Genomic DNA, 20,042 nt, shown 5'->3' with positions numbered 1-20,042 from the left:
GACACCGACCGCCCACACGCGAGAGGACCCCTGGTGCGCATCATCGGTTACTTCCCCCAGTGGGGCATCTATGACCGTCACTATCTTCTCCGTGACGTCCACTCCAGCGGACAGGCGGCCAAGCTCACCCACCTCACCTACGCCTTCGGCGAGTTGGACGAGAGCGGCGTCTGCGTCATGACCGACGAGGCGACCGGGGACGCCTGGGCGGACTACCAGTGTCGGTTCAGCACTTCGGAAAGCGTAGACGGCAAGGGCGACTCCTATGAACAGCCGCTGGCCGGAAACTTCAACCAACTGCGGAAACTGAAGAAGCGGCACCGGCACCTCAGGGTCGGCATCTCCTTCGGCGGCTGGAACGCGTCCCGGTACCTGTCCAACTCCGCGCTCACCCCCGAGTCGCGTGCGGCCTTCGCCGCCTCGCTGGTCTCCCTCTACTTCGACGGCAACCTCCCGGTGCTGCCGGGGGAACCGCAGGGCGGCCCGGGGACCGCCGCGGGCATCTTCGACTACGTCGACTTCGACTGGGAGTGGCCCGGATCCAACGGCCACGCGCACAACGTGGTCCGCCCCGAGGACCGGCGCAACTACACGCTGCTGCTGGCCGAGACCCGCCGCCAACTGGACGACTTCACCCGGCGGACCGGCCGTCGGGTGGAGATCAGCGCCTACCTGCCCGCCGACGCCGAGCGCATCGACGCGGGATTCGAACCGGAGCTGTTCGACTACCTGGACTTCGGCATCGTGCAGGGCTACGACTTCAGCGGCGACTGGGACCTGACCACCAACCACGCGTCGCAGTTGTACACCCCCCGCGACGATCCCTCACCGAGGAGGCTCAGCCTGGACACCGGAGTCGTCAACTACCTGGAGTCGGGGGTGCCCCCGCACAAGCTGGTGATCGGCGTCCCCGGCTTCGGGCGCGGCTGGCGCGGCGTCCGCAACCGCAGGAACGGCCTCTACCAGCGCGCCAGGGAACTGGCTCCGGGCACCTGGGAAGTGGGTGACGAGGACTACAGGACCCTGGCGCGCCGTCCGGGCAGGCGGTTCCGCGACCGCGAGCACGGGGCGCTGTGGCTGTACGACGGGAACGAGTTCTGGAGCTACGACGACCCCGATCTCATCCGGCAGAAGGCCGCCTACGCCAGGGATCTGGGACTGGCCGGGCTGAGCCTGTGGTCGCTGGACAACGACGACTCCCACGGCTCCCTGGTGCGCGCCATGCACGGGTGAGGGCCCGCACACACGGCCCGCCGGGTCCGACTCCGGGGGGCCGGCCGGAAGGCTCGTCTACCCTGAGTGGCATGGTGGATGTCGCGAAGCTGTTCGACCCCGTGTCCAAGATCCGGCGGCGGCGCACCGCCCCGCTGGTTCTCGAACTGGACCTGACCGAAGGGATCACCGACGAGACGCCGGGCGATCCGCTCGGCCAGATCATGGCGATGCGGCGGCAGCGGCTGCTCGACGTCGTCGAGGGTATCCGGCGGGCCGCGCACGACCCCCGGGTCAAGGGGCTGGTCGTCAAGATCGGCTCCCGTCCGATCGGCATGGCCAAGGTGCAGGAGCTACGGCAGGCCGTCGGCATGTTCCGCCGCTCCGGCAGGACCGCGGTGGCGTGGAGCGAGTCGTTCGGGGAGTTCGGCCCCGGGTCGATCCCCTACTACCTGGCCACGGCGTTCGACGAGATCGCGCTGCTGCCGTCGGGAACGGTGGGGCTCACCGGGGTGAGCGCCGAGAACAAGTTCTTCGGCGAGGCCGTCGAGAAGCTCGGCGTCGAGTACCAGACCGGTGCGCGGCACGAGTACAAGACCGCCGTCAACGTCTTCACGGAGCGCGGCTTCACCGAACCGCACCGCGAGGCCAGCGGACGGATCGTCGAGTCGTTCACCGAGCAGCTCGTGGAGGGCGTCAGCACCGGACGCGGCCTGTCCGAGGACACGGTGCGCTCGCTCATCGACCGGGGTCCGTTCCTGGCCGCCGAGGCACTGGAGGCCGGTCTCGTCGACCGCGTCGCCTACCGGGACGAGATCTACGCGGAGCTGCTGGACCGCTGGTCCACTCCCGAGGAGCCCGCACACCTGCAGTACGTCTCCCGCTACCAGCGGACCCGCTCCCTGGTCAACCGGGTCCCGGCCGCGCACCGCGACGGCTACGTGGCGCTGGTCTCGGGGGTGGGGCAGATCGTCCCCGGGCACAGCCGCCGCTCGCCGCTCGGCGGAGGCGCGGCGATGGGGTCGGACACCGTGGCCGCGGCGTTCCGCGCGGCCCGGCAGGACCCGCAGGTGCGTGCGGTGGTGTTCCGGGTGGACAGTCCCGGCGGTTCCTACACCGCCTCCGACGTGATCTGGCGCGAGGTGGTCCTGACCCGCAAGGCGGGCATCCCGGTCGTGGTGGCGATGGGCGAGGTCGCCGGTTCGGGCGGCTACTTCGTCTCCGCGGGCGCCGACGTGATCGTGGCCCAGCCGGGGACGATCACCGGCTCGATCGGCGTGTTCGTGGGCAAGGCGGTGCTGTCCGGGCTGCTCGGCAGGCTGGGCATCACCAGCGACTCCATCGACGGCGGCAGGCACGCGGGCATGTTCAGCAGCGACCGCCCGTTCCACGACACCGAGTGGGAGCGCGTCAACGCGATACTCGACCACATCTACGACGACTTCGTCGCCAAGGTCGCCGAGGGCCGGGGAATGACCCGCGAAGAGGTGCACGAGGTGGCCCGCGGCCGGGTGTGGACCGGTCGGGACGCGCTGGAGAAGGGTCTGGTCGACGAACTGGGCGGCCTGGAGACCGCGGTGCGGCTGGCCCGTGACCGGGGCACGCTGCCGCCGTTCGCCCCGGTGCGGCACTTCCCCCGGCTGGGACCGCTGGAGCGACTGGTTCCGGCCGAGTCCAGCGAGGACAAGGCGGCGCAGGCGCGGCTGCGGCTGAGCGCGTGGGGGCCGCTGGCGGAGGTGTCGGCCCGGCTGGGTCTGCCCGCGGCGGGCCCGCTGGTGATGCCGGGGACGTGGGAGATCCGGTGATCACGGCCGCGGAGTTCACCGAGACGCTGGCCCGTTTCGCCACCGGGGTGACCGTGGTGACCGTGGCCGACGGCCGCGACGACATCGGCAGCACGATCAGCGCCTTCGCGTCGATCTCGGCGGAGCCGCCGATCGTCGTGGTCAGCGTGGCGTCGGACAGCTACCTGGCCGAGGTGATCGACCGGCAGGGCCGCTTCGCGGTGAACGTGCTGGGCGCGCGGCACCGGGCCGTCGCGGGCCGGTTCGCCGCCGAGGGACGCCCCAGCGCGCGGCTGCTGCTGGCGTCGGAGCCGCACCACCGGGGGGAGCGCACCGGCGCGCTCGTGCTGGACTCCGCGGTCGCCGCCGTGGAGTGCGAGGTGACGCAGCGGGTCGTGGCAGGCGACCACACCGTCTACCTCGCCTCCGTGGTGGCGCTGCCCGAGGTGACCGGAGGGGCCGACGGCCCGCTGGTCCGCTACGGCGGCCGGTACCGGACGCTGGGCTGAGTGCCCCGCGCCTCGATGATCGTCATCGAATTCGTGGCGACGCTGATGTCGCGGTTTCGGGCATCATCGACGTAGGCGGCGAGATTCGCGTCCGCACGGAGGAGGAGCGAGAACGCCTGACTGTCGAGAACGAGGGTTCCCGGACTCACGCGCCCGGCTCTGCGGCCCACCGGGCGTGCCTCCGTTCGGCGTCCTCCCATGCGGAGCGGACCGTGGCACGGGCCTCCTCCGGAACCGGGCCGTTCTCCTCCTCGTACTCGGCGACGATGTCGGCCAGCACCTGGCGGCGCAGTTCCCGCTCCACCGCTGCCGCCACGTAACTGGAGAGCTCCCTGTCGCCCACCCGTCTGCGGACCGCGGCCGCGGTTCCCTCCGGTAGGGAGACGCTGACCTTGGTGACGTTGCCCTCGCCCGGGCGCGGTTCTTCGATGTCGCTCACAGGAAATACTTCGCTGCTCTCTTCCCTTCCTTCCGGTGGGAAAGCCCGGGGCCGGCGGCCGCACCGTCCCCGGGTGCCCGCTCCGTCACGCCAGGCCGACCGACTCCAGCCAGTCGGCGGCGACGTCGTCGGGGTCCTCCTGGTCGATGCTGATCCGCCGGTTGAGTTCGAGCAGGGTCTGCGTGGTCAGTTCGGCCGAGACCGCGTTGAGCGCCTCGCGCGCCGTGTCGTCGACGCTGGCGCTGTGCACCAGCGGGGTGACGTTCTGGGAGCCGAAGAGGTTCTCGGTGTCCTCCAGGACCACGAAGTCGTTGGCCGCGATGGCCGGATCGGTGGTGAACAGGTTCGCCACCTGCACGTCGCCGTCCCGGAGCGCCTGCGCGACGATGCTGACGTCCAGGGGGCGAAACTCCGCGAACTCCAGTCCGTAGCGGTCGCGGAGGCCGGGCACCCCCTGGGCGCGGCTGCCGAACTCGGGCGGCCCGCCCAGGACCATCTCCTCGGCGACCGGTTCCAGGTCGCCGACGGCGGCCAGGTCGTACCGCTCGGCGGTGTCCCCGGTGACGGTCAGGGAGTCCTTGTTCTGCGCCTCGGAGGACTCCAGGATCTCCAGCTCCCCGGGCAGCGCCTCGGCGACCGCCGCGTTGGTGGACTCGGTGTCGGCCGCGACGGCGTCGGGGTCCAGGTAGAACAGGATGGCGCCGTTGTACTCGGGCAGGACCGACAGGTTTCCGGAGACGATCTGGTCGTAGTAGACCTCGCGGCTGCCGATGTTGAACCGCGTCTCCACCGGCACGCCCGCGGCCTCCAGCGCCTGGGCGTAGACGTTGCCGAGCAGGATGCTCTCCGGGAAGTCCGCGGACCCGACCACCACCGTCCCGCCGGTCGGAGCGGCGTCGTCTCCGGCGTAGGGGTCACTGCCGCCGCAGGCGCTGACCAGGAGCAGCAGCGGTACGGCCGCCGCCGCGGCCCACCTCGTCGAGACTCGCATGGGATGTTCTCTCCTCACTTGCGGGGAACGGGGGACGGGGAACGGGATCACGTCGCCGCGCCGGACCACGGACGGCGCAGCCCTGGGGAGACCGTCATCCGGCGCAGCAGGAAGAACAGCGCGGTGACCGCCACCGCGAGCACGACGACCAGGACCGCGCCGCCCAGCACCATGTCGAACTCCCTGCGGGCCTGGCCGTCCACGATGTAGCGGCCCAGACCGCCGATGCCGACGTAGGCGGCGATGGTGGCCGTGGAGACCACCTGGACCGCCGCGGTGCGCAGCCCCAGCAGGATCAGCGGCAGCGCGACCGGCACCTCCAGGGCGAACAGGATCTCCCGGCCGCGCATCCCCATGCCCCGGGCGGCGTCCCGCAGCTCCGGTGCGACGCCGCGCACCCCCTCGTGGGTGTTGACCATGACGGGCGGAACGGCCAGCGCCACCAGGGCGGCCATGACGGGAAGCAGACCGATCCCCGTGGCGAGCACCACCAGCATGAGCACGCCGATCGTGGGCAGCGCGCGTGCGGTGTTGGCCAGGCTCGCGGTGAGGAAGCCGCCGCGGCCGGTGTGCCCGGTGAGCAGCCCCACGGGAACGCCGATCAGGGCGGCCAGCAGCAGGGCCAGCGCGGAGTAGCCGACGTGTTCGGCGAGGCGTGCCGGGATGCCCGAGGGGCCGGTCCACTGGGCGGGGTCGCCGAACCACTGCCAGAGGGCGACGGCGATGTTCACGTCCGGCTCCTCCCGTCCGTCCGGGCGGTCGCGCGCCGTGCCGCGCCGCCGCGGTCGCGTGTCCACGGGGTCAGTCCCCGCTGGGCCAGCACCAGCAGCCCGTCCAGGAGGAGGGCCAGCAGGACCGACAGCACGATGCCGACGACGATCGGGGTGGTGAACTGGCGCCGGAACCCGTCGGTGAGGATGAGCTGGCCGAGCCCGCCGAGCCCCACCAGGGAGGCGACGCTGACCATGCTGACGGTGGACACGGCCGCCACCCGCAGGCCCGCGATGACCACCGGCAGCGCGACGGGGAACTCCACCTGGACGAGGCGGCGCAGCGGGGAGAAGCCCATCGCCGTGGCGGCCTGGCGGACGTGGTCGGGCACCTGGCGCAGTCCGTCCACGACGTTGGGCACCAGGACCGCCAGCGTGTACAGGCTCAGCGGGATGATCGCGGTCCACGGACCGAACCCGGTGTAGGGCAGCAGCAGGAAGAACAGCGCGATGGACGGTATCGCGTACACGACGTTGACGCCGACGAGGACCGGCGGGTACCACCACCGCCACCGCTCGCAGGCCACGCCGAGGACGACCGCGGTGACCAGTCCGATCAGGAGCGGCGCCAGGGAGAGCTGGAGGTGCTCCAGCAGCCGCGTGCCGATCGGGTCGGCCAGGTGCTCGGCGATCCAGTCCCAGCGGACCAGCGGCTGCTCACCCATCGACGCCCACCATCCGGGTGGCGGACGCCGCGTCGGCTCCGGCCGCCCAGACGGCCGTGCCCAGTTCGCTCTGGGGGACCACGCCGACGACCCGCCCGTCGGTGTCGACTCCGACGGCGCGCCCGGCCGGGGAGAGCACGGCGGCGTCCAGGGCGACGCGCAGGGAGTCGGTGGCGACGCGGAAGACGTGTCCGTGGCTGACGAGGTCGAGGTCGCCGATCGTGCCGCCGGTGTCGTGGCCCAGTGCTTCGGCCGGCGCCCAGCCGCGCGGGCGGCGGTGCGCGTCCACGACCAGCAGCCACGGCTCGCCGTGCTTCTCGGCGAGGGCGCGGGCCCGGGCGAGCGGGGTGTGCTCGTCGACGACCGGTTCGGGGTGGAGCCGGAGGGTGCGTGCGGGCAGGAGGGAGAGCCGCCGCACGCCCCGGTCCCGGCCGACGAACCGCTCGACGAACGTGTCCGCCGGTGCCGCCAGGAGCCGTTCGGGCGTGTCGAACTGGGCGAGCACGCCGCCGGGGCGCAGGACCGCGATGGCGTCGCCGATCCGCACCGCCTCCTCGATGTCGTGGGTGACGAAGACGACGGTCTTGCGCAGTTCGCTCTGCAACCGGATCAGTTCGTCCTGGAGGTCGGCGCGCACCACGGGGTCCACCGCGCTGAACGGTTCGTCCATGAGGAGCACGGGGGGATCGGCGGCCAGGGCCCGGGCCACGCCCACGCGCTGCTGCTGGCCCCCCGACAACTGGTGCGGGTAGCGTCCGGCCAGTTCGGACGCGAGTCCCATCACCTCCATGAGTTCGCGGGCCCTGGACCGGGCCCGGCTCCTGCCCCAGCCGAGCAGAAGCGGCACGGTGGCGATGTTGTCCACGACGGTGCGGTGCGGGAAGAGTCCCGCCTGCTGGATGACGTAGCCGATGGAGCGGCGCAGCAGTGCCGGGTCCTGTTCGCGGACGTCGGCCCCGTCGATGGCGACCGTTCCCGCGGTGGGCTCCACCATCCTGTTGACCATCCGCAGCGAGGTGGTCTTGCCGCAGCCGGAAGGGCCGACGAGGACGGTGGTGCGTCCGCCGGGGATCTCGAGGTCCAGGCTGTCGACGGCGACGGTGCCGTCGGGGTAGCGCTTGGTCACTCCGGTGAAGGTGATCATGGTATGGGGGTGGATTCCTCGGCACGCCGCCGGTCGCTCATGCCGACGCTTTTTCCCCGGGCTCTGTTCCGGCAAACCGCCTCGCTGCGCGGGAGGCCCCGCCGCTGCGGCGCGACGCGGACCGGCCTCATCCGGCATCGGCCACCCATCGGGGCAGTTCGGTCAGGTCGGTCAGGATCACGTCGGCCTGCTCGGCCTCGGGGCGTTCGGCGTGCAGGTAGCCCCACGGGCCGCGGCGGAGCAGGGCGGTGCGCAGTCCGGACGCCCGGGCGGGGATGACGTCGTTGTCGATGCGGTCGCCCACGTAGAGGATCTCCTCGGCGGCGACCCCGGCCTCCTCGATCACCCGGGTGAAGAACGCCCGCTCGGGTTTGGCCACGCCCCACGCCGCCGAGACGTGGACGTCCTCCACCGGAAGTGCCATGGCGCGCAGCGCCGCCTCGGCCTGCACCGGCTGGTTGCCCGCGATGAGCACGCGCAGTCCCCCGGCACGCAGCTTCTCCAGGGCGGGGCGCACGTCGGGGTAGAGGTCGTCGGCGTCGAAGTTCTCGCGCAGCGAGTCCGGTTCGTCCCGCTCCCACGCCGTGATCTCGGCCTCCAGGTCGAAACCGGGTTTGACCAGCCGGAACGCATCGAGCATCGGGCGGCCTTCGGCGAGCACCCCGCCGAGGGTCCCGAAGAAGGTCAGATGGGGGACTCCAAGGCGGTCGGCCCAGCGACCGAAGATCCTGGTCTCGTCGATCAGGGTCTCGCCGACGTCGAAAACCACGCTGCGAATCGTCACAAACGGGACGCTAACACAGGGCCTGTCCAGGCCGGCCGTCCCGTGGGCGATCGCGGTCAGCTCGGCGGGCGCAGCACCGCGAAGGCGTCGGTGATCTCCAGTTTCCGGGTGCGGAACCGGAAGAGCGCGGCGGGACGGCCGCCCGACCGGCCCGAGGGCACGCTCCTGCCGGTCTCCTCGATCTGCCCCCGGCGCAGCAGCACCCGGCGCAGGTTGGTGGCCGCGACGTCGTGTCCCAGGGCGGCACGGTAGTAGCGGGAGAGTTGGGACATGGTGAACTCGGGTGGAGCGAGCGCGAACCCGATGTTGGTGTAGGAGAGTTTGGCGCGCAGCCGCCGCCGGGCCGCGCCGACCATGGCCGCGTGGTCGAACGCCATGGGAGGCAGTTCGGAGACCGGCCGCCACTCGGTGTCGTCGGGGACGAGCGGGTCGATTCCCGCGGGGACCAGGCCCAGGTAGGCGGTGGCCAGGGTGCGGCCGAAGGGGTTGCGGTCGGGGTCGCCCCAGGTCTCCAACTGTTCCAGGTGGGCGAGTTCGCGCACGTCGACCTTCTGGGCGAGTTGGCGGCGGATCGACTCGCCCAGTCCCTCGGTGGCGCCGAGCCGTCCGCCGGGCAGCGCCCACAGCCCCTCGCAGGGAGGGCGGCCGCGCCGCCAGATGAGCACGCACAGGCGGTCGTGGCGGATCTGGAAGACCACGGCCAGCACCTCGTGGGCGGCTCCGGGGCCGTCCGTGGTCGGGCTCGCCTGGGGGACAGGCACGAGCTTTCCGCCGACCTCGTCGATATCCACCCTGCTCCCTTCCGTCCGCTGGGAATCATGTTAAGCTGCTTCGAGTTTTTGCCTATAAGACAAAAACCATCCGGCCCCACCGGCATCCCCGGACGCCCACTCCACAGGGCGGGCATCCGGTCCATCTGAAGGAAGAAGCACCGACATGGCAACGGTCACCGTCCCAGCGGACGCTATGACCAGGCAGGAGTGGGCCGACGAGGTCCGCCGCCTGGCCAAGGAGCGCGACGCGGTCATCCTCGCGCACAACTACCAGCGGCCCGAGATCCAGGACGTCGCGGACCACACCGGCGACTCCCTGGCCCTGTCCCGGTTGGCGGCCAGTGTCGAGGCGAGCACCATCGTCTTCTGCGGCGTGCACTTCATGGCCGAGACGGCCAAACTGCTCTCCCCCGAGAAGACGGTCCTGCTCCCCGAACCCGAGGCCGGATGCTCCCTGGCCGACACGATCACCGCCGAGGATGTGCGCGCCTGGCGCGCCGAACACCCCGGCGCGGTCGTGGTCGCCTACGTCAACACCACCGCGGCGGTCAAGGCCGAGACCGACATCTGCTGCACCTCGTCCAACGCCGCCGACGTCATCCGCTCGATCCCCGAGGACCGGGAGATCCTGTTCCTGCCCGACCAGTTCCTGGGCGCACACGTCAGGCGGGTCACCGGCCGCGACAACATCCACGTGTGGATGGGCGAGTGCCACGTGCACGCCGGAATCGACGGCCACACCCTGCGTGAGCGGGTCGAGGCCGAACCCGACGCCGAGCTGTACGTGCACCCCGAGTGCGGCTGCGCCACGTCGGCGCTGTACCTGGCCTCCTCGGGCACGGTGCCCCAGGACCGGGTCAAGGTGCTCTCCACCGGCGGCATGCTGAGCGCCGCGGAGAAGACGACCGCGAACAAGGTGCTCATCGCCACCGAGACCGGCATGCTGCACCAACTGCGGGCGGCCAACCCCAGGACCGCCTTCGAGCCGGTGAACTCCCGCGCGGAGTGCCACTACATGAAGATGATCACCGCCGAGAAACTGCTGTCGGCGCTGCGCCACGGCACCACCGAGATCACCGTGCCCGAGGACGTGGCGGTCCGGGCCCGCCGGTCGGTGGAGCGCATGATCGCCATCGGCTCCCCCTCCCGCGGCGGGGAGTAGGCACCGCCTCCGGCGGGGCCGGTGCGGCTGCCGCACCGGCCCCGCCGTACTCCGCGCCAGGACAGGCCACCCGCCCTTGCTTTTTGGACAAATATTCCGAAAAGCCAGGACAGAACACGTCCGAGTCGCTAGCGTCTCGAACATCTCCGGCTTTTCTCCCATTAGAGACAGACCGGAAAGCGATCGAGAAGCAAGCGACCGAGCGGAGGGGTCTTGACCGCGCCTCAGGGACCGAACCGGCAGCGGGTCAGCGAGGACTACGCTTTTGCGACGCTGCTGTGGGAGGGGCAGGGGTACGAACGGTGCTACGACGCGTTCGCCCCCGCGCTCTACCGCTACTGCTGGACCCTGCTCGGTCCGAGCACCGAGCGGGAGGACGACGCCCCGGGCGCGGCCGTGCACGAGACCTTCCTGGCCGCGGTCGCACTGCTCCCCCAACTGCGTGACCGCGACCTGTTCCGCGCCTGGCTGTTCGCCCTGGCACGGGCCGTCTGCCAGCAGCGCGGCTTCGCCACGGACGCGCCGTACGCGCTGCTGTCCGTCCACGCCGAGAACCAACCCTTCCGCGACGTGCTGCTCGAACTGCCGCCCAGCCACCGGGAACTGCTGGAGCTGTCGCTGCGGCACGGTCTGTCCCACACCCAGATCGCGGTCGTGCTCGGCCTGGACCCCGAAACGGTGAGCGAACTGTGCCGGTCCGCCGCCAAACGGGCCACCGACCTGCTCACCGAGAACAGCGGCACCGACGACCGCCCCGGCTCCCGGTGGGGACTCGCGGACATCCCCCTGGCACTGACCTCCATCGCACTGCCCGGTCCACCGCGACGACTGCGCGAGCGGGTCATCGCCGACTGCGCGTCGCCGGGGGCCGCCCCTCGGCGCGAGGCCGCGGGCGTCGCGGTCCGCCCCCTGGGCCCCAACGGCTTCCCCCTGCAGCGGATCCGCGGCGCCGCGTCCACCCCGCAGGACTCCGGGGTCCCGGAGGTCGCCGCGGACCCGACGGAGGACGCGCCCCCCACCTCCTCCCCCACCGTGCCGGACACCGCTGCTGTCCCGGCCGCCGGACCGCTGTCCGGGCCCGCCACCGGCGAGGTGGACGGCGAGCACGGGGCCGACGAACCCCACCGGCTGTCCGGCTGGCTGCTCCCGGCCGCCGCTGGCCTGTTCACCGCCCTGGTCGCCTTCAGCCTGTGGGGAATCGGCGTCTTCCTGAACGGCTCCGGGGCCCCCGTCGTCGGGGCACCGCCTCCCGTCGGCGGGGTGACCGCCACCCCCTTGTCCGGCCACGTCACCGAGACCTCCGAACCCGACCCCGGCGGTGTTCCCGTCGAGCCCTCCGCCCCGCCCCTCCCGGAGCCCACCGGGGAGGCGACTCCACCGGAGGAATCCGGCAGCGGCGCGGACCCCGGGCCCGCGGAGCCCACCGACTCCTCGACCGGGGAGGCCGAGGCGCCGAACCCCGCGCCGCAGGCTCCGGAGGACGACCCGGCAGCCGACGCACCACCGGAACCGGCCCCCCAGCCTCAGAGCGCTCCCGAGGACTCCCCCGCGCCGCCGTCGGAGTCTCCCCAGAACCAGGAGTCGGGCGTGGTGACCACCCTGCTGGACGAGGTGCTGGGCCTGCTGGGCCTGAAGGGCGGGGGCTGACCCCTCCCGGAACCGGCTCCGGGGAGCGGGGAGGCGCCCCGGTGCCGATCCACCCGCTCCCCCCGGGGCCGTGCTCCGTCGTTTCCTCGCCCCGCCGGGACGGCGGTTCCCCTCCCCTCCTAAACTCGAACGGCGTTCTGGTCGGGAGAGGGAAGAGGTGCCATGCGCGAACTGCCCCCGGTCGAGGAGGTGGCCGACGGACTGTGGAGTATCCCGGTGCCGTTCCCGGACAGCTCGCTCGGCCACACACTGGTCTACGCGCTGCACACCGCCCGGGGCCCGGTGCTGGTGGACGCCGGATGCGACCACGAGGAGTCCTGGCGGGGACTGTGCGCGGGCCTGGAGACGGCCGGAACGCGGATCGAGGACGTGCACGGCGTCGTCGTCACCCACTTCCACGGCGACCACCTGGGTCTGGCGGGCCGGGTGCGCGCCGCCTCGGGGGCCTGGGTCGCGGCCCACCGCGCCGACATCGACCGGGCCCGCTTCCTCCGCCACCTGACCCCCCAGGAGTTCCGGGAGACCGAGCTCGGCCAACTACGCCGCGCCGGGGCCTCAGAGGACGAGATCCGCGCCCACGCCGCGGCGCTGCCTCCTCTGCTCCCGCTCCCCCTTCCCGACCGCGCACTCGTCCCGGGCGAACTCGCGGACCTGCCCGGCCACCGGCTGCGGGTGGTGTGGACTCCCGGCCACACCCCGGGCCACGTCTGTCTGCACCTGGAGGACGCGGGCCTCCTGCTCACCGGCGACCACCTGCTGCCCCGGATCACCCCGCACATCGCCCTGTACCCGCTCGACGCCGACCACGATCCCCTCGGCGACTTCCTGGACTCCCTGACCCGGGTCGCGAAACTCGGGGCGACGACGGCCCTGCCCGCCCACGAGCACCGGTTCACCGGCATCCCGGAACGCGCCGCCACCATCGCCGACCACCACGAGGACCGCCTCGCCGAACTGTCCCGCCTGCTCTCCTCCTCCCCGGCCACCCTGTGGACGCTGACGTCGCGGCTGTCCTGGAGACGGGGCTGGGACCGGATGCCGGTGTCGACACGCCGCCTGGCCGCCTCCGAGATCGCAGCGCACCTGCGCCTCCTGCACCGACGCGGTGTCGCCGTGCCCGTCACGGACGGCTCCGGAACCCTGCTGTGGGCCGCGGCCCGGGGCTGACCTCTCCACCCGCCGCCCCCGTTTCCGTCATCTTCCGTGCGGCGGAGACGTTTTTCCAGCACACGACGGGGGTAACGGAACAGCCGCCGCAGTTGGCCCTCTGGAGTCCCGGAAGGGGCCGGCCATTAAACTGGTGGGTAATATGCGAGGCGGGTGACGCATCAGGTGGTTTGTCGACAGTGTTGGAACGGGGGGCCGCCGACGCTTCGCGCCCCGAGGCCCCTCTTCCCGTCCCCGCCGCCCCGAGTCACTCCGCCGCCGTCATGAGCGTGCGGGACCACACCCGCACCGGCGGGTCGGCCCGCGGCTCCTCGCCTGTGATGGGTTGTCACCACATGCCTCTCGACCGTCCCCTGCGCATTGCCCTGCTCTCCTACCGAAGCAAGCCGCACTGCGGCGGCCAGGGCGTCTACGTCCGACACCTCTCCCGGGAACTCGCCGCGCTCGGTCACCGGGTACGTGTACTGTCCGGCCAGCCCTACCCCGAACTCGACGACGGCGTCACCCTGGACAGGATTCCCAGCCTGGACCTGTACAACGACGCCCACCCGTTCCAGACCCCTCCGGTCAGCCGGTGGCGGGACTGGATCGACGCGCTGGAGGTCGCCACCATGTGGACCGCCGGCTTCCCCGAACCGCTCACCTTCTCCCTGCGGGCCCTGCGCGAACTGCGCGCCCGACGCGACGAGTTCGACGTGGTGCACGACAACCAGACCCTCGGCTACGGCCTGCTCGGCGTCCAGTCATCCTTCCCCCTGGTCACCACCGTCCACCACCCCATCACCGTGGACCGCCGCATCGAACTGGAGTCCTCCTCCGGCTGGCAGCGCCTGTCCAAGCGCCGCTGGTACGGCTTCGTGAACATGCAGAGACGGGTGGCGCGACGGCTGCGGTCCATCCTGGTGCCCTCCCGGTCCTCCGCCGAGGACGTCGCCCGCGAGTTCCGGGTCCGCCCCTCCGCCATCGACGTGGTCCCGCTCGGAGTCGACACCAGGTTCTTCCACCCGCGCCCCGACGTCACCCGGGTCCCCGGCCGGATCGTCTGCGTGGCCAGCGCCGACAGCCCGCTCAAGGGGGTGGCGACGCTGCTGGGCGCCACGGCCAAACTCGCCACCGAACGAGAGGTCGAGTTGACCGTCGTCAGCAGGCCCCGCCCCGGAGGTCCCACCGACCGGCTCGTCGACGAACTGTCACTGCGGGACCGCGTCACCTTCGTCAGCGGCATCGACGACACCGAACTGGCCCGCCTGCTGTCCAGTGCCCAGGTCGCGGTGGTCCCCTCGCTCTACGAGGGCTTCTCCCTGCCCGCGGTGGAGGCCATGGCCACCGGCACCCCGCTCGTGGCCAGCCGGGCGGGCGCCCTGCCCGAGGTGGTCGGCGAGGACGGCGCCGCCGGACGCCTGGTCCCTCCCGGCGACGCCGAGGCGCTCTCGGCGGCGGTGGCGGAACTGCTGGACAACGACGCCGAACGCGCCCGGATGAGCGAGGCGGCGTGGCGGCGCGTCCAGGAGCGCTTCACCTGGCGGGCGGTGGCCGAGGCGACCGCCCGCCGCTATGTCGCCGCCATCGAGGCCACGCGGAGCGGACGGGGACGTCGGCCCTGACCCCCATCACCCCGTAGGGTCCCCCCTGGACCCACCGTGGGCGCGTGCCCTCTTCCGCACACGACCCCGCAGGTACGACCAGAAGGAGCTTCCTCTGATCACCGTCGACTTCACTCTGTTCCCCGTCGGCCCCGGCAACCGGGTGCTGGACCTGGGCTGCGGCGGCGGCCGGCACGCGTTCGAGGCGTACCGTCGAGGCGCCGACGTGGTGGCCTTCGACCAGAACGAGAACGACCTGGCCTCGGTCTCCGCCATGTTCGCCGCCATGCGCGCCGAGGGGGAGGCGCCCGCCTCGGCCACCGCCGAGACCGTCAGGGGCGACGCGCTGGCCATGCCCTTCGAGGACGGCTCCTTCGACCGGGTCATCGCCGCCGAGATCATGGAGCACATCCCGCACGACACCGCCGCCATGGCCGAGCTGCACCGCGTGCTCACACCGGGCGGCATCGCCGTCGTCACCGTGCCGAGCTGGCTGCCCGAACGCGTCTGCTGGGCGCTGTCGGAGGAGTACCACACCAACGAGGGCGGACACATCCGCATCTACACCCGCGCCGAGTTGGAGGCCAAGCTCAAGGCCACCGGGTTCCGGATCGGTCCGCACCACCACGCGCACGCCCTGCACTCGCCCTACTGGTGGCTCAAGTGCGCCGTGGGCACCGACAACGACACGCACCCGCTGGTGCGCGCCTACCACAACCTCCTGGTGTGGGACATGATGAAGGCCCCCCGTGTCACCCGTCTCGCCGAGCGCGCGCTCAACCCGCTGATCGGCAAGAGCGTCGTCGTCTACCTCCGCAAACCACGGCGGGGCGGGGACACCGGATGAGCACGCACGACCTTCCCGAACTTCCGGGTGTCCTCGGGGCCGACGACATCGCCCGCAGCGCCGAGTACCTGGTCAACACCCAGGAGCCCTCGGGAGCGATCCCGTGGTTTCCCGGAGGCCACCTGGACGTCTGGGACCACGTCGAGTGCGCCATGGCGCTGTCGGCGTCCGGCCACCACAGGGCGGCGGTGCGCGCCTACGACTGGCTGGCGACGGTGCAGAACCCGGACGGCTCCTGGCCCGCCAAACTCCGCCAGGGCAAGGTCGCCGATCCGCTCCGGGAGGCCAACCACGCCGCCTACGCCGCCGTCGGCGTCTGGCACCACCTGCTGGTCAGCGGTGACGACGGGTTCGCGGAGCGGCTGTGGCCCACCGTGCGCGCGGGGATCGGCTTCGTGCTGGGACTGCGCACCGAGCGGGGCGAGATCCTGTGGGCGCGCGGCGCCGACGGCAGTCCCGGCGACCACGCCCTGCTCACCGTCTGCGCGAGCATCCACCAGGGGCTGCGCTGCGCCGCCGCGCTCGCCGAGTATCTGGGGTGCCCGCAGCCCGACTGGGAGGCGGCCGCGGCACGACTGGCCCACCTGGTGTGCGACCACGAGTCGCTCTTCGCCGACCGCAGCCGCTACTCGATGGACTGGTACTACCCGGTTCTGGGCGGAGCGGTGCGCGGTGAGCGGGCCGAGAAGCGCCTCGCGGAGCGCTGGGACGCCTTCGTGGTGCCCGGCCTGGGCATCCGCTGTGTCAGCGACCAGCCGTGGGTCACCGGGGCCGAGACGTCGGAGCTGGTGTTGGCCCTGGCAGCCGTCGGCGACCTCGACCGGGGCGCCGAACTGCTGGCCTGGATCCAGCACCTGCGCGACCCCGACGACGGCGCCTACTGGACCGGTTACCAGTTCGCCCAGGACGTGCGCTGGCCGGTGGAGCGCAGCACCTGGACCACCGCCGCGGTGATCCTGGCTGTCGACGCGCTCTGCGCGGCCACGCCCGGCATCCGCGTCTTCACCGATGTTTCGCACGGGGCGGAGCGGACCGCCGCGGACTGCTGCGACCAGCCGGTGGCGCTCCCCACCGGATGACCGTCCGCGGCTCACCGTTCGGCGCCCGCACAGCGGTGTGGGTCGCCTCCCGGACCGGGAGGCGACCCACACCGTGGTCAGCCCGTCGGCGACAGCATCCCGTCGCCGGTGTCGCCGCCACCGCCGCCGCCACCGGGGTCGGTACCGCCACCACCGCCGGGGTCGGTGCCGGGATCGGTACCGCCACCACCATCGCCACCGCCGCCGCCGGTGTCGATGCCGCCGCCGCCCGTGCCCGGGTCGACTCCCGTGCCCGGATCGGCGACCACGGGCGGCTCCTCCTCCGTCACCGGAGGCTGCTCGGTCGAGGGACCGGAGCTCTCCGTGGGATCGGGCTCGGGCTCCGGCGCCCAGTTGGGCGAGGAGCCGCTGAACGAGGGTGAGGGGAAGTCCTCGACGGGTACGTCCGCCATCGCCTTCTGCATGAAGGCGCGCCACACCGTCGCCGGGAGCGTGCCGCCGGACAGGGTTCCCCAGCCGGGAACGGAGAACGTCTCGTTGTCACCGCTGTAGATGCCCACCGCCGCGGACATCTGCGGCGTGTAGCCGACGAACCAGGCGGCGACGCTGCCGTTGGTGGTCCCGGTCTTGCCCGCGGCGGGGCGTCCGATGTTGGCGGCCGTGCCGGTGCCCGAGTTGATCACCTGGCGCATCGCGTAGGTGGCGTCGGCCGCCTGCTCCTCGGTGAGTACCCGGTTGCGTTCCGGCTCGGGGCGTTCCTCCTCGCCGTCCTTGTTGAGGATGGACGACACCACGTGTGTCTCGACGTGCTCACCACCGTTGGCGAAGGTGGCGTAGCCGCCCGCCTGGTTGGTGGGGCTCACGCTGTTGGCGCCCAGCGGCAGCACCGGCACCAGGTCGATGCTGTCCTCGGGCAGTCCCATGTCGTAGGCGGTCTCGGCGACCTTCTCCAACCCGACCCGCTGGGCCAGGTCGATGTAGCCGAGGTTGTTGGAGACGGTGGTGGCCTGGATGAGGTTCATCGCGCCGCCGGGGGAGTTGCCCGCGTTCTGGATCCGCGTACCGTTGATCATCCTCGGCCCGGAGCCGTCCACCACGGTGTACAGGCTCAGCCCCTCCTTGAGCGCCGTGGCGAGCACGTACGGCTTCATCGCCGACCCCGCCTGCGCGGTACCCAGGAACGCGCTGTCGTACTGGTTCTCGAAGTAGTCCTGGCCCCCGTAGAAGGCCACCACGCCGCCGGTGGCCGGGTCGACCACGCTGAGCCCGACCCGCACCCCCTCCGGCAGGTCGTCGACGGGCACGTTCTCCTGCACCGCCTCGTAGGCCGCCTGCATCAGGTCCGGATCGAAGGTGGTGTGGATCTCGTAGCCGCCCCGGTTGATGTTGTCCTCGGTGTAGCCGAGCTCCTCCAGCTCCTTCATGGCCTGCTGGAACATGTAGCCCTTGTAGCCGCTGAGGTCGATGTTGTCCTGCGGCCGTTCCGGCAGCGGCTTGGGGAACTCGTAGTCCGCCGACTCCGCCTCGGTGATGGACCCCATCTCCACCAGGCCCCTGACCACGTACCGCCAGCGGCTCTCCATCTCGGGGGTGGTGTCGCTGTCGGCCAGGCCGAACTTGGTGGGCTGCTGGATGGCCGCGGCCAGGAACGCCGCCTCGTCAGGGGTGAGGTCGCCGACGTCCTTGTTGTAGTAGGCCTCGGCGGCCGCCTGGATGCCGTAGGCGTTGCGGCCGAAGTAGATGGTGTTGAGGTACTGCTCCAGGATCCACTCCTTGGGCTGGGAGCGGTCGACCTTCAGCGCGATGATGATCTCCTTGAGCTTGCGCTCGATGGTCTGCTCCTGGCTCAGTCCCTCGTAGTAGTTGCGCACGAACTGCTGGGTGATGGTGGACCCGCCCTGGACCTGCTGTCCGGTGACGGTGGACCAGACCGCGCGCGCCGTGCCGGTGACGGAGACGCCCGGTTCGTCCCAGAAGCCGCGGTTCTCCGCGGAGAGGATGGCGTTCTGGACGTGCTCGGGGACATCGTCGAGCGAGACGGGCTTGCGGTTGACGCCGCGCTCGGTGAGGACCGACCCGTCGGCGTAGTAGAAGACGGACCCCTGCGCGGTGGCGTCGGCCTGGGCCGCGTCGGGGACCTCGAACGCCGAGTAGGCGTAGGCGAACCCGCCGACCACGGCTCCCACGGCCAGTACCACGGCGACCAGCCCGACACGGGTGATCCGCCACCACAGCGGCTTCTTCCGCTTGGGCTGCTTCTTCTTGGCCTTCACCGCCGTGCCGCCCGCCGCGGATTCGGTGGTGGGGGACGGTCCGACGGGGGCGGGCGTGTCCGTCCCCGGGCCGGCCGCACCCTCCACGAAGCGCGGAGCGCGGGAGGCGGGCCCCTGCTGTCGGGGACCGGTTCCGACCGGGCCGTGGCTGAAGACCGCGGTGGTCTCGGAAGAGGTCTCGGGCTCGGGGGGTGTGCTCCCGAAGCGCTCCGTCGCCGCCGTGGGCTGGTCGGTCCCCACCGCGGAGACCTGGACGGTGGCCTCGTCGATCCCGGAGGGCGCGGTCGGCCGGACCCGTTCGGTGTCCTCCTCACCGGTTCCGGGCACCGCAGCCGCCTCGGACCGGCCGAGCCGTTCGGTGTCCTCCTCGTCCACCTCCGAGACCCCGGCCGCCTCGGACCGGCCGAGCCGCTCGGTGTCCTCCTCACCGGTTCCGGGCACCGCAGCCACCTCGGACTGCCTGAGCCGCTCGGTGTCCTCCTCGTCCGCCTCCGAGACCCCGGCCGTGTCGTCGGACCGAGACGGTGCGGCCTCAACGGTGCTCCCGGACCCCGGGTCGGCTACGGGTGCGCCCGTCGCGTCCTCGCCGTCGCCCGAATCGACCGAAGCGGTCTCCTCACCGGCGGCCGTGTCGTCGGCGTCCTCCCGTGCGGCCGCCGCCCCGGTCGGCTCGTCCGGCGACCCGGTCCCGGTCTCGGTCTTCTGTCCGGCCGTGCCGTCGGAGTCTCCGGGGTCGGTGACCCTGCCGTCCTCGTCCAGTTCCAGGCCGTACTCCTCGGCCAGGCTGCGTGCCACCCGGTCCCGGAAGAAACTGCCGCTGTCCTTGAAGGCGCTGGCTTCGAGGTAGGGAGACTCGTCCTCCGAAGCGTCGTCGTGCGAGGCGAACCAGTCGAAGTCGCCCTCGCCTCCGTCGCCGGGCGTGTCGGCGTCGGCCTCAGCCCCGGTCCGAGTCTTGTCAGGATGGTCGTCGGCGCTGTCAGAATGGTCGCCGGAATCAGGCTCGTTGAAGTTCACGTCACTTTTCGTCGCTGAAGAATCGGCGGCGTCCGCTGCTTCGACCTCAGGGCGCGGATCGATGTCGCCGTTGTTGCTCTCGCTCAGTTCGTCGCCCCCTGGCATCGTCGCTCCCCACACACTGCAAGCGCTATCGGTTATGACGCACAGACGGGGGCGATGGGTTCACGAAAAGTCGGACTGGGATGGGCGCTGGCGGGGGGTCGCCCTCAACCATCGCGCTTCACGATACCGGCCC

17 protein-coding genes are annotated in these 20,042 nt (G+C 71.8%); 9 read left to right on the top strand and 8 right to left on the bottom strand.

Features of this window, described 5'->3' with window-relative positions; all coding sequences use genetic code 11:
• The first annotated feature begins 33 nt into the window (after positions 1-33).
• From NI17_RS23880 to NI17_RS23870, 3 genes are all read left to right on the top strand, one after another.
• A complete protein-coding gene (locus NI17_RS23880; RefSeq protein ID WP_068687593.1) occupies positions 34-1,233 on the top strand; it encodes a glycoside hydrolase family 18 protein in 1,200 nt (399 codons plus the stop codon).
• A gap of 71 nt (positions 1,234-1,304) precedes the next feature.
• Entirely contained in the window at positions 1,305-3,017 is a 1,713-nt protein-coding gene (gene sppA / locus NI17_RS23875) for a signal peptide peptidase SppA (RefSeq protein ID WP_068687592.1), read from the top strand.
• On the top strand, positions 3,014-3,505 hold the full coding sequence (locus NI17_RS23870) for a flavin reductase family protein (protein ID WP_068687591.1): 492 nt from the start codon (positions 3,014-3,016) through the stop codon (positions 3,503-3,505). The genes sppA and NI17_RS23870 overlap by 4 nt, the downstream gene beginning before the upstream one ends.
• A gap of 145 nt (positions 3,506-3,650) precedes the next feature.
• Here NI17_RS23870 and NI17_RS23865 read toward each other — a convergent pair whose 3' ends face one another.
• The 7 genes from NI17_RS23865 to NI17_RS23835 form a co-directional block, all read right to left on the bottom strand.
• Positions 3,651-3,944 carry a hypothetical protein gene (locus tag NI17_RS23865; protein WP_119268009.1) on the bottom strand — a complete coding sequence of 98 codons (294 nt, stop codon included), beginning with the start codon at positions 3,942-3,944 and terminating at the stop codon, positions 3,651-3,653.
• An 85-nt stretch (positions 3,945-4,029) separates the two neighbouring features.
• Positions 4,030-4,935, bottom strand: coding sequence for an ABC transporter substrate-binding protein (locus tag NI17_RS23860; protein WP_068687589.1), 906 nt, complete (start codon positions 4,933-4,935; stop codon positions 4,030-4,032).
• Between the two features lie 47 nt (positions 4,936-4,982).
• Entirely contained in the window at positions 4,983-5,666 is a 684-nt protein-coding gene (locus tag NI17_RS23855) for an ABC transporter permease (RefSeq protein WP_068687935.1), read from the bottom strand.
• Positions 5,663-6,370, bottom strand: coding sequence for an ABC transporter permease (locus tag NI17_RS23850; protein WP_084012330.1), 708 nt, complete (start codon positions 6,368-6,370; stop codon positions 5,663-5,665). Before NI17_RS23850 ends, NI17_RS23855 begins: the two co-directional genes overlap by 4 nt.
• Positions 6,363-7,514 carry an ABC transporter ATP-binding protein gene (locus NI17_RS23845; RefSeq protein WP_119268008.1) on the bottom strand — a complete coding sequence of 384 codons (1,152 nt, stop codon included), beginning with the start codon at positions 7,512-7,514 and terminating at the stop codon, positions 6,363-6,365. The genes NI17_RS23850 and NI17_RS23845 overlap by 8 nt, the downstream gene beginning before the upstream one ends.
• A 127-nt stretch (positions 7,515-7,641) precedes the next feature.
• Positions 7,642-8,283 carry an HAD family hydrolase gene (locus tag NI17_RS23840; RefSeq protein ID WP_199859885.1) on the bottom strand — a complete coding sequence of 214 codons (642 nt, stop codon included), beginning with the start codon at positions 8,281-8,283 and terminating at the stop codon, positions 7,642-7,644.
• A 71-nt stretch (positions 8,284-8,354) separates the two neighbouring features.
• Positions 8,355-9,059: an NUDIX hydrolase gene (locus NI17_RS23835; protein WP_084012365.1), complete on the bottom strand. Its 705-nt coding sequence runs from the start codon at positions 9,057-9,059 to the stop codon at positions 8,355-8,357.
• A 175-nt stretch (positions 9,060-9,234) separates the two neighbouring features.
• On the opposite strand from NI17_RS23835, the gene nadA reads away from it, so the two are divergent.
• From nadA to NI17_RS23805, 6 genes are all read left to right on the top strand, one after another.
• Positions 9,235-10,233, top strand: a complete 999-nt coding sequence (nadA, locus tag NI17_RS23830) for a quinolinate synthase NadA (RefSeq protein ID WP_119268007.1) — start codon at positions 9,235-9,237, stop codon at positions 10,231-10,233.
• A gap of 213 nt (positions 10,234-10,446) precedes the next feature.
• Positions 10,447-11,880 carry a sigma factor-like helix-turn-helix DNA-binding protein gene (locus NI17_RS23825; RefSeq protein ID WP_068687586.1) on the top strand — a complete coding sequence of 478 codons (1,434 nt, stop codon included), beginning with the start codon at positions 10,447-10,449 and terminating at the stop codon, positions 11,878-11,880.
• Between the two features lie 162 nt (positions 11,881-12,042).
• Positions 12,043-13,047: an MBL fold metallo-hydrolase gene (locus NI17_RS23820; RefSeq protein WP_068687585.1), complete on the top strand. Its 1,005-nt coding sequence runs from the start codon at positions 12,043-12,045 to the stop codon at positions 13,045-13,047.
• A gap of 335 nt (positions 13,048-13,382) precedes the next feature.
• Entirely contained in the window at positions 13,383-14,651 is a 1,269-nt protein-coding gene (locus NI17_RS23815) for a glycosyltransferase family 4 protein (RefSeq protein ID WP_068687584.1), read from the top strand.
• A gap of 94 nt (positions 14,652-14,745) precedes the next feature.
• Positions 14,746-15,477, top strand: coding sequence for a class I SAM-dependent methyltransferase (locus NI17_RS23810; protein ID WP_068687933.1), 732 nt, complete (start codon positions 14,746-14,748; stop codon positions 15,475-15,477).
• Positions 15,474-16,556: a glycoside hydrolase family 15 protein gene (locus NI17_RS23805; RefSeq protein ID WP_068687583.1), complete on the top strand. Its 1,083-nt coding sequence runs from the start codon at positions 15,474-15,476 to the stop codon at positions 16,554-16,556. Before NI17_RS23810 ends, NI17_RS23805 begins: the two co-directional genes overlap by 4 nt.
• A 77-nt stretch (positions 16,557-16,633) precedes the next feature.
• On the opposite strand, the gene NI17_RS23800 is transcribed toward NI17_RS23805, so the two are convergent.
• The gene (locus NI17_RS23800; protein WP_068687582.1) at positions 16,634-19,909 is read right to left on the bottom strand and encodes a transglycosylase domain-containing protein; all 3,276 of its coding nucleotides are present in this window, start codon (positions 19,907-19,909) and stop codon (positions 16,634-16,636) included.
• Positions 19,910-20,042: the final 133 nt, after the last annotated feature.

Origin of the sequence: Thermobifida halotolerans (assembly GCF_003574835.2) — a bacterium.
GTDB lineage: Bacteria > Actinomycetota > Actinomycetes > Streptosporangiales > Streptosporangiaceae > Thermobifida > Thermobifida halotolerans.
Note: the sequence above shows the minus strand (reverse complement) of the source record. Positions and strands in the feature narration are given on the sequence as shown.

Bases quoted from the DNA above. Each gene is read 5' to 3' on its own strand.
- sppA (WP_068687592.1), top strand. From the start codon at position 1,305: ATGGTGGATGTCGCGAAGCTGTTCGACCCCGTGTCCAAGATCCGGCGG.
- NI17_RS23860 (WP_068687589.1), bottom strand. From the start codon at position 4,935: ATGCGAGTCTCGACGAGGTGGGCCGCGGCGGCGGCCGTACCGCTGCTG.
- NI17_RS23850 (WP_084012330.1), bottom strand. From the start codon at position 6,370: ATGGGTGAGCAGCCGCTGGTCCGCTGGGACTGGATCGCCGAGCACCTG.
- NI17_RS23845 (WP_119268008.1), bottom strand. From the start codon at position 7,514: ATGATCACCTTCACCGGAGTGACCAAGCGCTACCCCGACGGCACCGTC.
- nadA (WP_119268007.1), top strand. From the start codon at position 9,235: ATGGCAACGGTCACCGTCCCAGCGGACGCTATGACCAGGCAGGAGTGG.
- NI17_RS23820 (WP_068687585.1), top strand. From the start codon at position 12,043: ATGCGCGAACTGCCCCCGGTCGAGGAGGTGGCCGACGGACTGTGGAGT.
- NI17_RS23815 (WP_068687584.1), top strand. From the start codon at position 13,383: ATGCCTCTCGACCGTCCCCTGCGCATTGCCCTGCTCTCCTACCGAAGC.
- NI17_RS23805 (WP_068687583.1), top strand. From the start codon at position 15,474: ATGAGCACGCACGACCTTCCCGAACTTCCGGGTGTCCTCGGGGCCGAC.
- NI17_RS23800 (WP_068687582.1), bottom strand. From the start codon at position 19,909: ATGCCAGGGGGCGACGAACTGAGCGAGAGCAACAACGGCGACATCGAT.